At 46.8% G+C, this 13,793-nt stretch carries 10 protein-coding genes and 1 tRNA gene; 6 read left to right on the top strand and 5 right to left on the bottom strand.

Going from position 1 to position 13,793, the window contains the following annotated elements; translation table 11 throughout:
- Positions 1 to 253: 253 nt before the first annotated feature.
- Positions 254 to 643: a glycine cleavage system protein GcvH gene (gene gcvH / locus QUB51_RS23680; RefSeq protein ID WP_333058470.1), complete on the bottom strand. Its 390-nt coding sequence runs from the start codon at positions 641 to 643 to the stop codon at positions 254 to 256.
- A 59-nt stretch (positions 644 to 702) separates the two neighbouring features.
- Here gcvH and QUB51_RS23675 point away from each other — a divergent pair, with 59 nt between their 5' ends.
- Entirely contained in the window at positions 703 to 1,527 is an 825-nt protein-coding gene (locus tag QUB51_RS23675; RefSeq protein WP_333263524.1) for an alpha/beta hydrolase, read from the top strand.
- Positions 1,528 to 1,715: 188 nt separating this feature from the next.
- Here QUB51_RS23675 and gcvT read toward each other — a convergent pair whose 3' ends face one another.
- The 3 genes from gcvT to QUB51_RS23660 form a co-directional block, all read right to left on the bottom strand.
- Entirely contained in the window at positions 1,716 to 2,867 is a 1,152-nt protein-coding gene (gcvT, locus tag QUB51_RS23670; RefSeq protein ID WP_333263521.1) for a glycine cleavage system aminomethyltransferase GcvT, read from the bottom strand.
- 193 nt (positions 2,868 to 3,060) lie between these two features.
- Positions 3,061 to 3,133, bottom strand: a tRNA-Ala gene (locus QUB51_RS23665).
- 153 nt (positions 3,134 to 3,286) lie between these two features.
- Positions 3,287 to 3,490, bottom strand: a complete 204-nt coding sequence (locus QUB51_RS23660) for a hypothetical protein (RefSeq protein WP_333058474.1) — start codon at positions 3,488 to 3,490, stop codon at positions 3,287 to 3,289.
- A 201-nt stretch (positions 3,491 to 3,691) separates the two neighbouring features.
- Here QUB51_RS23660 and QUB51_RS23655 point away from each other — a divergent pair, with 201 nt between their 5' ends.
- The 5 genes from QUB51_RS23655 to QUB51_RS23635 all read left to right on the top strand — a co-directional run bounded on the left by QUB51_RS23655 (position 3,692) and on the right by QUB51_RS23635 (position 8,702).
- Positions 3,692 to 3,841, top strand: a complete 150-nt coding sequence (locus QUB51_RS23655) for a hypothetical protein (RefSeq protein WP_333212026.1) — start codon at positions 3,692 to 3,694, stop codon at positions 3,839 to 3,841.
- Between the two features lie 53 nt (positions 3,842 to 3,894).
- A complete protein-coding gene (locus QUB51_RS23650; RefSeq protein ID WP_333233812.1) occupies positions 3,895 to 4,482 on the top strand; it encodes a Uma2 family endonuclease in 588 nt (195 codons plus the stop codon).
- 54 nt (positions 4,483 to 4,536) lie between these two features.
- On the top strand, positions 4,537 to 7,917 hold the full coding sequence (locus QUB51_RS23645; RefSeq protein WP_333263518.1) for an Eco57I restriction-modification methylase domain-containing protein: 3,381 nt from the start codon (positions 4,537 to 4,539) through the stop codon (positions 7,915 to 7,917).
- 99 nt (positions 7,918 to 8,016) lie between these two features.
- Complete coding sequence (locus tag QUB51_RS23640; RefSeq protein ID WP_333212256.1) at positions 8,017 to 8,286, top strand: type II toxin-antitoxin system VapB family antitoxin; 270 nt, start codon at positions 8,017 to 8,019, stop codon at positions 8,284 to 8,286.
- Positions 8,283 to 8,702 (top strand): type II toxin-antitoxin system VapC family toxin, encoded by a 420-nt coding sequence (locus tag QUB51_RS23635; RefSeq protein WP_333263515.1) that lies wholly within the window; start codon positions 8,283 to 8,285, stop codon positions 8,700 to 8,702. The genes QUB51_RS23640 and QUB51_RS23635 overlap by 4 nt, the downstream gene beginning before the upstream one ends.
- Positions 8,703 to 8,926: 224 nt before the next feature.
- Here QUB51_RS23635 and QUB51_RS23630 read toward each other — a convergent pair whose 3' ends face one another.
- The gene (locus QUB51_RS23630) at positions 8,927 to 13,657 is read right to left on the bottom strand and encodes a glutamate synthase-related protein (RefSeq protein ID WP_333263512.1); all 4,731 of its coding nucleotides are present in this window, start codon (positions 13,655 to 13,657) and stop codon (positions 8,927 to 8,929) included.
- Between the last annotated feature and the right edge of the window lie 136 nt (positions 13,658 to 13,793).

The raw sequence follows: 13,793 nt of genomic DNA, 5'->3' as shown, positions 1-13,793 counted from the left end.
TCCGACAGTCCGACAGTCCGACAGTCCGACAGGGGTTGAAACCCCTGTCTCATAGCTAAAGTCGTCTGAAGACGACTGTAGATTAAGCTGCACTTATCGGAACTCCTCGCCCAACTGCTTGGTATTTCAGTCGTCTTTAGACGACTTGTGCTATTAGCCCCGTGGGTTTCAACCCCTGGCGGATTGTGGAATTATCAACGAGCCCTATGCCCTATGCCCTATGCCCTATGCCCCATGCCCTATGCCCTATGCCCTATTCCCCTTCCACCATTTTGCGATACTCCGGGGCCGAGAAAGCGTCGTCTGCTTCGCTGGGATTGTCAACGCGCACTTTCAGCAGCCACCCAGCGCCATAGGGGTCTTCGGCCAAATTTTCGGGAGACTCTATAATGTCATCATTGCGTTCTACGACTATACCGGTAACTGGTGCTTTCAAGTCTTCAACGGCTTTCACTGACTCGACTGTACCGAAAGCTTCGCCCTTTTCCAACCCTGCACCGACTTCTGGCAAATCTAGAAACACGATATCGCCGAGTTGGTCAACTGCAAAGGCACTAATGCCGATGGTGGCAATTTCGCCTTCGAGTCGGATGTATTCGTGGGTGTCTAGGTATTTCAAGTCATCGGGGTATGTTAGTGCCATGTCTTTTCTCGCAATAAAAAAGTATCAAGTAAATCTTAGTGAACTATGGGCATCTATTGATGACTAAGTGGAACAAAAAAAATATTAAACGCTTGCTTTTTGGAGAATTTTCTGTCAAAAGACTGATGCGCTCTATAATTTTTATTTACGCATTTCTATGTTTTTACGGTTTCTTTTTTTCAGAACGGCTAATTTTTCAACCTCCCCCATCTAGTCAGAGTGAGAACAGGGAAGTTATCAAAGTTAGCTCAGCTAATGGCGTGAAAATTTCTGCTGTTCATTTTCCTAACCCGCAAGCTAAATATACCATACTTTACAGTCACGGAAATGCGGAAGACTTGGAGGGGATTTTGTGGGTACTCAGAGAGATTCGAGATAGCGGGTTTGCTGTGTTTGCCTATGATTATCAAGGTTACGGCACGAGTCAGGGAAATCCTTCTGAGTATAATACTTATCGTGATATTGAGGCTGCTTACAATTATTTAACCCAACAGTTGGGAGTACCTGCAAACCAAATTATTCTTTACGGGCGTTCTGTGGGGGGTGGGCCGGCAATTGATTTGGCTTCGCGGCAAAAAGTCGGCGGTTTGGTGGTTGAAAGTTCCTTTGTTTCGGCTTTTCGGGTGTTGACGCGGATTCCGCTTTTACCCTTTGACAAGTTTGTGAATATTGATAAGATTGGCAAAGTTCGATCGCCTGTTTTGGTGATTCATGGTAAGGCTGATGAGGTGGTGCATTTTTGGCATGGAGAACAGTTGTTTGCCACCGCCAACGAGCCGAAAGTGAATTTTTGGGTTGATGGGGCCGGTCATAATGATTTGATGGATGTGGCGGGCGATCGCTATGCTGCAACTTTGCGACAATTTGCTAAGCTAGTAGATTAGTCTTCTTGACCAAGATGAGCAACGGGCTAGAAGCCCGTTCCACAAGAACTCAATCAGTCCTCGACGCACTCCTACTAAAGAAACCGGGTTTTTTACCGAATCTGCGGTCTACAACGAACTATTTTCGTAAAAAAACCCGGTTTCTGGGCCCAGGAGGTAAGTCCTGAATTAAGGCTTACCTACTTAATCTAACTGGGGCGGTTTGGCGATTTATAAAAGGGTTTTTTCACCACACTAGCCGGATAGTTTTTCCCGCGAATTTCGACTTCTAATTGCTGACCGATTTTAGCTAATTTTGCGGGAACAAATGCGAGGGCTACTGGCCGATTCAATGTAGGCGATAATGTACCGCTAGTAACTTCTCCTACTGTTTCGCCTTCAAATATTACCGGATAGCCGTGGCGCGCAATGTGCCGCCCCTGCATTTCTAACCCTACCAACCGCTTTGATACTCCACTCGCTTTCTGCTGTTCCAAAACTTCCCGCCCAATAAAATCGCCTTTGGTGTCGAGGTGAACTACCCAACCCAATCCAGCCTCTAAAGGTGTGATATTGTCGTCGATATCTTGACCGTAAAGAGCCATTGCTGCTTCTAAACGCAAGGTATCTCTCGCACCCAATCCGCAGGGTACAACGCCAGCAGTTAACAGTTTTTGCCAAAGTTCTTTTCCTACTTCGGCATCCACCATAATTTCAAACCCATCTTCGCCGGTGTAACCAGTTCTGGCGATAAAACTCGGCTGTCCCAACAGATTTGTTTCTAAGTGACCGAATGCCTTAATTGGTGCGAGGTTTTCTTCTACAAAAGGCAGGAGATAGTTAACAGCTTCCGGCCCTTGAATTGCAATTAAAACTTTATCTTCTGAAAGGTCTGTAAAACACAGTTCGCTCAATTCTAAGTGAGTGGTTATCCAGGCTTTGTCTGCGATGCGAGTGGCGGCGTTGACAATGATTACTGCACGTTCTTCGCTAGTGATGGGGTCTGGTTCTTGGCAGTAGAAAATAATATCGTCTAAGATGCAGCCTTGGGCATTTAGCAAGACTGTATATTGAGCTTGACCGGGTTGCAAGCGGCTCAAGTCTGAGGGTACTAAGGGTTGAAATTTTTCTCTTACTTGTTTCCCTCTCAAACCAAATTTTCCCATGTGGGAAATGTCGAACATTCCTGCTTGCTGGCGTACTGCTTGGTGTTCGCTGCTGATGCCTGCGTACTGTACTGCCATCTCCCACCCGGAAAAGGGCACCATTCGGGCTTTGAGTTCTAATGATAGGTCGTACAGAGGCGTGCGGGCAAGTTGGCTCGGACTCTCTGGATTGTTGGGTTCAGTTGACTTTGCCACTGGTAGCGCTTTGGTTGCGGGTAGACTGTTTTGATTTTACGGGAAAATTGGTTGTCGCGGTGTGTAGGGCGATCGAATTTAAGGACACCGCAATGCTGTTTAGGTACAAGTTGCGATCGAATTTAAGCACGCGCTGGTACTGTTTAGGTACAAATTAGGATACGGCAGTGCTGTATCCCTACTCTAATGTTTATGGAGAATAGCGGGCTCGAACCGCTGACCCCTACAATGCCATTGTAGTGCTCTACCAACTGAGCTAATTCCCCTTTCTTTTCGCGCTCTCAATCATGCCTTAACTGACCAATATTTGTCAAGCTTTTTGGGGAAATTAGTTTTGAGCCTTCGGCTGGCAAGGCTTTCGGCTTTTTTTCCACCAAACTCTCCTCGCTTCTGGACAATGGTCAATCGCCTACTATCATTTAGTAAGTGTGTTGGGATATTTCGCTCAAATGGCTCAAACAAGACCCCATGAGGAAGTAGACGACTAGCAGGGCGGCGGCTGATACCGCAACTAGAGTGCCGGCTAGCATTAGTGAAAATTCCCGTTGCGCGATCGCCTCTTGCATTAAGTGCAAAGACCAGGCAACGAGGGCAACGTCAATTATTAAAATAGGAACCAGCATAAGTTACGATTTGTAACAGCTTACCTATTGTAACAAAACTTTTCACTTCGTGCAGATCGGCTCACCTGTATTTAACTTTTGCTGTAAAACCCGGAGGGAGCAGCGGAAAGCTAGTGAGAAAAAATGATAGCTTTTCTTAATAATTACAATATGCAAAGTAAATGAGAGCTAGCTCAGCTTTAGATGTGGCGCTTTTGACTCTTGAGCGAACGCTCACGCTTTTTTGAGGGGGTAGGGTGCGTTAGCGAAGCCCGCCCCTACGGGGGCTACGCCAACGAAGAGGATCGACCTTGGACTATAACTGATTTGATAGCAGTGCGATCGCACCCTGACCCGATTCAAATTTGGTAAAATAGGTGTACTTTTAATTAAAACAAAATGCACGGCTGTTGAGGATATAAACTATGTTAACCCAAACTCAAAAACTCTACTCGCCAGAGGAATATTTGGCACTAGAGGAAGTGGCCGAGTCTAAAAGTGAATATATTGATGGCGAGATAGTTCCTATGACTGGTGGTACTCCAAATCATAATGATATTGCGGGCAATTTTTATGCACATTTAAAATTTGCGCTCCGGGGGCAAAACTATAAGGCTTTTATCGGTGACTTACGGTTGTCGATACCGCGCTATCATCTCTATACTTATCCAGATGTGATGGTGGTTCAAGGCGAACCAGTGCTTTTAGACGATCGCACAGATACAATAATTAATCCTTTGATGATTGTTGAAGTTTTGTCAAAAAGTACGAAAAATTACGATCAAGGGGATAAGTTTGATTATTATCGATCGATTCCTGAGTTTCGAGAATATATTTTAATCGATCAGTATAAATTTTATGTGGAGCAGTTTGTCAAGATTTCGGAAAATAAGTGGCTTTTAAGTGAATACGAATCGGCAGATGCAGTGCTGGCTTTGTCTTCGCTGCCGTTTCAAATTCAATTGGGCGAAATTTATGAAGGGATTAGATTTGAAACGACTCCCGCTAGTTAGGATTTCACAACCGCTTTTTTGCTGTAAAATTAACTCGATCGCCTTTTCAACTTTATGACAAATCGCTCTACTCGCGCCCTTTTTCACAGCAAAACACTCAACACTGCTTTGCGTGCTTTTAGCTTTCCGCAAGATATGGAAGTGCGCCGCCAAAAATTGGGAACGTGGATTGCTGCACTTAAAATGGGTACGTTAGACGAAGTTAAAGAAGTTTCGCTGCACGGCAGTTTTATTAATGATATTTTTCAGGATATTTTGGGATATTGCTCGGTAATTCAAGGTGCGGGTAAAGCTTGGGAAATTAACGCGGAACAAACGATATCTGATGGTGGCGGTTCTGCTGACGGGGCGATCGGCTTTTTTACTGCTGCTGACAATCCTAAAGGCAAAGCCGTGTCCCTGCAAGGTAAAGTGATTGCTCCGATCGAACTCAAGGGAGCGAAAAATGATTTAGACCGTCCGGCATCTGGGCGATCGGAATCAGCAGTTGACCAAGGTTGGCGGTACGCTAATTATACACCGGATTGTCGCTGGATTATTGTCTCGAATTATCGAGAGTTGCGACTTTATCATACCAATAAAACTCCTGCTTATTACGAACAATTTTTTCTGGCTGACTTGGCGGATATTGAAGCTTTTAAGCGGTTTTACTTTCTGCTGTGTCGCCGCAATTTTTTGCCTAAAAACCAAGAGCAAACAGGTTCTGTTATTGACAGACTGTTAAAAGACTCTGACGAAGCTCAAGAAGAAATTACCAATAAATTATATCAAGAGTACAAAGCAATTCGACTCGCTCTCGTCAAACATTTTCGCTTTACTGGGCCGCAGGATATCCCCAACCGCGATCGCGTACTTATCGAAAAAGCTCAAAAAACTTTAGACCGCGTTTTATTCATTGCTTTTTGTGAAGATAAAGGGTTGCTGCCGCGAAACACCCTCAGCAACGCTCACGACCACAAAGACCAATACAATCCTAGATCAATTTGGGAAAATTATCAATCTGTATTTCGCTGGGTTGATGTGGGAAATGATGACCCTCCTGTACCGGGATACAACGGCGGTTTATTTAAATTCGATCCGGTTTTAGACGTACAATTGACTGTGCCAAATCCTTTATGCAGTCTGCTTAAGAATTTGACGCGATTTGATTTTGATACTGAAGTTTCCGTCGATATTTTGGGGCATATTTTCGAGCAGTCTGTTACAGATTTGGAAGAATTAAATGCTGAAACTACCGGACAGGAATACAATCAGAAAAAGGGCAAGCGGAAAACTCAAGGTGTGTTTTACACGCCAGCTTTTATTACTCAGTATATTGTCGAGGTTTCTCTCGGCGGCTATTTGCAGCGTCGAGAGCAAGAATTGCGCGATTTATTCCTAGGCGAAGTTGCTGAAAAGTCGGTTCAGCCACCCAAGAAAACTGCAATTAAGTTTTGGAAAGCGTATCGAGACGAAGTGCTGCAAAAAACACGCGTCATCGATCCGGCGTGCGGTTCGGGTGCTTTTTTGATTGCGGCTTTTGATTATTTGATGCAGCAGTACGAAAGAGTCGATCGCGAATTGAATGCTTTGGGGTATAAGCCAAAAAACGGCAACTCGCTGGAATTTGACAGAAGCATTTTAAGCAACAACCTGTACGGCGTAGATTTGCTGCCGGAATCGGCGGAAATTACCAAACTTTCCCTGTGGTTGAAGACGGCCCAAGCTGGTAAAACGCTGACTTATTTGGATGATAATATTAAAGCGGGAAACTCGATCGTCGCTGACAGTAATGTAGCAGATACAGCGTTTGATTGGCAAGCTGAATTTCCCCAGATTTTTGCTGATGGCGGTTTTGATGTTGTCCTTGGCAATCCGCCTTATGTGCGGCAGGAGTTGCTATCTCCAATTAAACCATACTTGCAAGCAAATTATGAATCCTATAACGGCGTAGCAGACCTTTATACTTACTTTTATGAACTCGGATTAAAGATTCTCAAACCGGGGGGAGTGCTTTCGTATATTGTCACAAATAAATGGCTGAGGTCTGGATACGGCGAACCTCTACGCAAGTTCTTTGCCAGTCAAGGTTTACTAGAGCAAATTATTGATTTCGGACACGCGCCAATTTTTGAGGAGGCTGATACTTTTCCCTGTATTGTCGCAGTCAGAAAACCTAACGCTTCTCTATGTATCTCTGAAACTGAAAGCGAGATTGAGCCAGGTAAATCTGAACCTAATTCGCCTGTGATTGTTTGTCCGGTTCCGCGCGAAGATATTGCTAATATCAACCTTACACAATACGTTCAACAACACGGTTATCAAATTTCGCGAAATCGTTTCACTGCGAATGCTTGGAGTCTGGAACCTCCGGCTGTTGATGAGTTGATGCAGAAAATTCAACGAGTGGGTTTTCCGCTAAAAGATTTTGCAGGGGTTAAGCCTTTATATGGCATAAAAACAGGATTTAACGAAGCTTTTTTGATTGATGAAGCTACTAAAAATAGTCTGGTTCAAGCAGACCCTAAATCCGCTGAAATCATCAAGCCTTATTTACGAGGTCAAGATATTAAACGCTGGAGTCCAGAGTGGGCAAATCTTTGGATTATTTTGCTGAAGTCTAGCAGCGATAGTGTATGGCCGTGGAGTAAAGCAAACGATCAAGCAGAGGAAATATTTGCACAAACATTTCCATCGGTATATAAGTATATGAAGCCGATGCAAGAAAAACTGTCTAAGCGTTCCGATCAAGGGCGTTACTGGTGGGAACTGCGATCGTGTGCCTACTATAACATTTTTCAAGAACCAAAAATTATCACTCAAGATTTGGCTACTTATTCTTGGTTTTGCATCCTCGATCAAGAGGTATACCCAGTGAATACTTGCTATCTATGGCCAACAGGAAATCTTTATATGCTTGGGTGGCTGTGTTCGCCAATAACTTGGTGGATTTGTCACCACATTTTGCAAAAAGGAATCAATGACACACTCCGAATGTTTAGAGAACAGGTAGAAACTTTACCCATCGCACCACCAACTGACTCAATTCGTGCCGAAGTCGAATTAATTGTCAGCCGTTTAATTGAAATCGCCAAAACTAATCAACAAACTCACCGAGATGTCTTGCACTGGCTGGAAATCACTTATTTAATTGATAAACTAGGACAAAAACTCGAAGATTTTTCTGCCCTTTCCTTTGCCGAGTTTGTAGCAGAAATCAGAAAGCGAATGCCGAAAACTAAATCATCCGATCCTCTCGGTGTTGCTGGACTAAAAGCAGTCCGCGAAACTTATAATGAATATGCACCGGCCATTCAATCTCGCAAAGCTGAGGCGTTGAGACTCGAACACCGTTTATCCGACTTAGTTAATCAAGCTTACGGATTGACACCGGAGGAAATAGATTTGATGTGGAAAACAGCACCTCCGCGAATGCCGATCGCCCGACAGATTTGATAGAATGTTATATTTTAGATTGTCAACCTTTGAGAAAGTCTAGAACAGTTTTGGATTGATTGCATTTATAATAAAACAACGATTAAAAGAGGAAAGCCAATGGTGACGAACCTAAATGTGGATACGGCACTGCTGCAAGAGGCGATCGAACTGGAACGAGAAATTGCGATCGAAACCTTAGTTGAAATCGCCTTGCGCGAATACATTCAACGCCGCAAACAGCCACAGAATCTCGAACTGAGCTTTGGAGAATCTCTCAGTGCATTTCGTGAAAAATATCAACTGCATGAACTGGGTTTAAATCCTGATGAAATTTGGGGAGATATTCGCGATCGAACTTTTGTAGGCCGCGAGGTCATCTTTGAATGACGCTGCGTTATTTACTCGATACCAATATTATCTCCGAACCTCTTCGTCCTCTTCCGAATGCCAATGTGATGACTCAACTAATGGAGGCAAAATCCACTGTTGCGATCGCCTCGATCGTTTGGCAAGAAGTTCTGCTAGGCTGCTATCGAATGCCAGACTCTAAGCGCCGCCGCGCGATCGAAGCCTATCTTCAGGAAGAAGTGAAAGTAAAATTACCAATTTTGCCTTATACCCAAGAAGCGGCTGAGTGGTTCGCTAAAGAACGAGCCCGACTTATTCCGATGGGTCTTACACCGTCTTATGCTGATGGGCAAATTGCAGCGATCGCTAAAGTCAATAATCTGATTCTGGTGACACGAAATGTTGCTGATTATGCAAACTTTCAAGATTTGGTGATCGAAAACTGGTTTTCTTAAACTTCATTCCTGCTTATTAAGCATCCATTGTGGTATAAATCTATCCCAGAAACGGGGTGAAGCATTTGGGCATAAAATCAAAGGAATGATTAAACCGCAGAGAGCGCAGAGGACGCTGAGGAAGAGAAGAGAGAGATGAAAAATTTCGATACCAAGGGATTGGATATGAAGATTAAAAAAGGGGCAACTCGCGTCGCCCCTCCTCTATTTAATCAATTGGAAAATTACACTTCCACAGCAATCTTTTGTTCCGAAGCCTCCGGCGAATTCGCTTCACTTGGCGGCACAACTTGCCAGAACTTAGGCAAATATTCCGACCAATTTGCTAAAATCTTCTCAGCTTTCTTGCTGCCGGTTCGATCGCGCTGAGCCTCAATCAACTCCTTCAATTGCGCCTCCCCAGCCGCCGTACAAACGCGCTGCATCTTCACAATCTCCCCGTTGACGTGAGCCGGGAAAGTCCCATCTTCATCGAGGAAATAAGCCAAGCCGCCCGTCATTCCAGCGCCGACGTTGCGGCCGACTTTTCCTAACACGACGATCGCGCCGCCCGTCATGTACTCGCAGCAGTGATCGCCCGCACCTTCAATGACTGCTTTCGCCATCGAGTTACGCACCGCAAACCTTTCGCCAGCTTTGCCCGCAGCCAACAGAGTTCCGCCCGTCGCACCGTACAAACAAGTGTTACCGACGATCGCATTTTCGGAAGCATCATAAGTCGCACCAGCCGGCGGTGCGATCGCGATTTCGCCGCCGTGCATCCCTTTACCAACGTAGTCGTTGGCTTGGCCTGACAGTACCAGCGTCATCCCTGGCAAATTGAACGCGCCGAAGCTTTGGCCCGCGCTACCAGTGAAGTTGAGGGTGATTTGACCGCTAAAGCCGGTGTTGCCGTGTTGCTGTGCGATCGCACCACTGATTCTTGCGCCTACAGTGCGATCGGTATTCACCAAGTTGACACTCTTGCTAACAGTGCCGTGATTGGCGATCGCACTTTGAATCTCAGCATCTGCGAGCAAATCATCGTCTAACACTGGCCCGTTGGTGTGTACGTCGCCGTGGATCAAGAAAGATCGATCGCTCTTAGTATCCGGTAACTTAGTCAAACAATCCAAATTAATCGCTTGGGTTTTAGTTAGTTTCACCCCATCGCGCATTTTCAGCAAATCCGCGCGGCCGATGATATCTGCGATCGACTTATAACCCAATTTCGCCAGCAAACTCCGCACTTCTTGTGCTACGAAATAGAAGAAATTAACAACGTGTTCCGGCGTTCCGGGGAACCGTTTCCGCAAGTGTTCTTGTTGAGTTGTTACCCCCACCGGACAACTATTCATGTGGCAAACGCGAGCCATAATGCAGCCTTCTGCAATCATTGCCACCGTGCCGAAACCGTACTCTTCGCCGCCCATCAAAGCGCCTACAATCACGTCCCAGCCGCTTTTAAAGCCACCGTCAACGCGGAGCAAAACTCGATCGCGCAATTTATTTTCCATTAGCACCCGGTGAACTTCTGTCAATCCGAGTTCCCACGGAGAACCTGCGTGCTTAATCGAACTCAGTGGCGAAGCACCGGTGCCGCCATCGTGACCGGAAATTTGAATCACATCAGCATTTGCCTTGGCGACACCAGCGGCTACAGTCCCGATGCCAACTTCCGACACCAACTTCACCGAAACTCCTGCTTTCGGATTGATTTGGTGCAAGTCAAAAATCAACTGTGCCAAATCCTCGATCGAATAAATATCGTGGTGAGGAGGAGGCGAAATCAGCGTCACACCCGGTTTCGATCGGCGCAAATAAGCAATGTACTCGCTCACTTTCGCCCCCGGCAATTGACCGCCTTCACCCGGTTTCGCACCTTGTGCGATTTTAATTTCGATTTGTTGGGCGTTCATCAGGTACTCAGGAGTCACCCCGAAACGCCCGGAAGCTACCTGTTTGATGGATGAAGAAGCTGTATCGCCGTTCTGCAAACCTTTTAAGTGAGGTAGCGTTTGTGAGAAACCGGCCTCGCTCACATCGTTTAGCACTTTGTAGCGCACCGGATCTTCGCCCCCTTCGCCGGAGTTCGATTTGCCGCCGATGCGGTTCATCGCAATCGCGAGAGTTTCGTGGGCTTCCGGGGACAAGGCGCCGAGGGACATACCGCCGGTGGCGAACCGCTTGACAATATCTGCTACAGATTCTACGTCTTCGATGGGAATGGAAGGGCGATCGCTCTGGAAATCCAGCAAATCGCGCAAAGCCGTTACCGGGCGGTTTTCAAGCTGTTGCTTGTAAACCTCGTAGTGATCGTAAGCCGTTTCCGAATTTTTGACACCCATGGGTGTCATTTTTGGTTCGGCCCCGTTGCCATTACTGTTAGTCTGAGCCTTAAAAGTAGTCACAGCCTTGTGCAAAGCCTTCGCCATTTCCGGGCTGTTCATGTGATATTCACCACCACGGCGGTACTGCACGAAGCCGTAATTTTCCAGCTTTTTGAGGTGCAATTCTGGGAAAGCTTGACTGTGGAAAGACATTACCTCGTTAGCGAGTTCCGCCACAGTCAAACCGCCGATGCGAGAAACAGTGCCTTTGAAACCCAAATCTAGCAAATCACCGCCAATGCCGATCGCCTCAAAGATTTGCGCCCCCTGATAGCTAGCCAGCAGTGAAATCCCCATTTTCGACATAATCTTCAGCAAGCCGTTTTCTACCGCTGTGCGGTATCTAGCTTGAGCCTGCGTCACGGTAATATTGGGAACTTTGCCATGCTGCATCAAGTTTTGAGTCTTGCTGTCAGACCACCAGGCCCGCACGCTTTCCAAGGCCAGGTAAGGACAAATAGCGATCGCCCCGTAACCTAGTAAACAAGCGAAGTGGTGAGTGCTCCAACATTGGGCGGTATCCACAACCAGCGAAGTTTGCATCCGCAGCCCGACGCTAATTAAGTGGTGGTGAACCGCACCAACTGCCAGGAATGGGGGAATATAAGTGAATTCTGCACTCAATCCACCAGAAGATACATTGCCTTCTTTCTTCAAAAGTCGATCGCTCAAAATCAGAATTCTCGAACCCTCGCGCACCGCTTCAGCCGCCTCTTGACAAAGTTGCTCGACTGCGCTTTTCAAACCTCCAGGCCCGGCAGCAATTTTGTAAAGCGTTGACAATTCGGTTGCAGTGAAAGACTTTTGCTCTTTCAAGAAAGACAGTTCAGCGTCGTTGAGTACGGGGGAATCAATTTTTAGCAGCTTGGCATTTTCCGGCACTGCTTGCAGTAAATTGCCCCGCAGACCCATATTCATCGTCAGCGACATCACCATCCCCTCGCGCAGGGGGTCGATCGGCGGATTTGTCACTTGAGCGAACCGCTGTTTGAAATAGTTGTACAGCAACTGAGGCTTTTCTGACAACACAGCCAAGGGAACGTCGTCGCCCATGCAGAAAGTCGGTTCTTTCCCAGAACTCGCCATCTCGACGATCACCATGTCCAAATCTTCGGCTGTGTAGCCGAAAGCAGTTTGGGTTGCTAACAGCGTTTGCGAGTCGAGGGTTGCTGTTTCGGCAAAAGGCTGCGGTTGCAAGATTTCGCGGTTTTGTTTCAGCCATTCGCCGTAGGGATGCCGCTTAGCAATTCGCTGTTTTAGTTGCCAATTTTTGAGAATTTCCTTAGTTTGCAGGTCAACTGCAATCATTTGTCCGGGCCCCAAACGGCCTTTTTCGACAATATCTGCTTCGGGAATATCCACAACTCCGGCTTCGGAGGCCACAATTACCAAACCGTCTTTAGTAATGCAGTAGCGGGCCGGCCGCAAACCGTTGCGATCGAGCGTAGCACCTACTTGTTTGCCGTCGCTGAACACCAGCAGGGCCGGGCCGTCCCAAGGTTCTTGAATGCCGCTGTAATACTCGTAAAAATCGACAATTTCTGGATAGTCAGCCAAATCCGGCTGATTTTTGTAGGCTTCGGGTACCAGAATTGTCAGGGATTCTAGGGGGGTGCGGCCGGAGTGCACCAACAACTCCATCACGTTGTCCAAGTTTGCCGAATCGCTGCTTTCGGGATTGACAATTGGGTTGAACGTGTCGATATCAGCTTGAGTCCAATTCGGGTGAGATAAATTGGCTTGCCGCGCCTTCATCCAGGTAATATTGCCCAACAGCGTGTTAATTTCCCCGTTGTGTCCCAGCAAGCGCATCGGCTGGGCTAAGTGCCACCGGGGCATGGTGTTGGTGCTGAAGCGCCGGTGATAGACGGCAAAGGAGCTTTTATAAGCGGGATTTTTTAGGTCTGGGTAAAATTCTGCCAGTACGGCCGATCGCACCATGCCTTTATAGACGATCGTGCGGCAGGAGAAAGAGCAAGTATAAAAGTCTCGGCGGGTGAAGTTGGGGCGATTTGACAGGGCGTGTCCGATGGTGCGGCGCGCCAAAAATAGATGTTTGTCGAGTTCGTCTCCGGCTAAGTGCGGTGAACTGACAATTACTTGTTCGATTTGAGGTTGATTTTCTAGCGCTTGCTCGCCCAAAACCGATGGTACAATGGGAACTTGGCGCCATCCCAAAAGTTTCAGCCCGCGATCGGTCAGAACTTGCTCAACCACCTGCCGCGCTATAGTCGCTTGAAATTTATCTTGAGACAGAAACAGCATTCCCACGCCACAGTTTTCCCGTGCGGGAGGCACAATTCCCTGTTCGGCGAACCAAGTATCCAGCAATTCCCAAGGAATCGCGGTCATCAAACCCGCACCGTCGCCGGAATCTGAGTCAGCGCTGCAACCGCCGCGATGTTCCAGACAAGTTAAAGCTGGCAGCGCTTTTTCAATAATCGAGTGCGTAGCTTCGCCGCTTTGGTTGGCAATAAACCCCACACCGCAGGCATCTCTTTCTTCCACTAACCAGCTTTGGCCGGCGAATGGAGTTCCTCGCTCAGTCTGATGCACGTTTCTGTTTGGATCGATCGTGTTACCCATGTTGATTGAATGTTATTTCCGTGATTGTGTGGTTGATGTGTTTTTATAGCTCGGAGAGAGAAGGCTGCCGAGCGGTGGGAGCCTAGTAAACTTTAAAACAGCACATTGGAAGCTGATTGGATAAAAATTTACGTCG

This window comes from Microcoleus sp. AT8-A3 (assembly GCF_036705675.1).
Taxonomy (GTDB): domain Bacteria; phylum Cyanobacteriota; class Cyanobacteriia; order Cyanobacteriales; family Microcoleaceae; genus Microcoleus.
The sequence above is the reverse complement of the archived record's forward strand: the minus strand, read 5'-3'. Positions and strand labels throughout refer to the sequence as shown.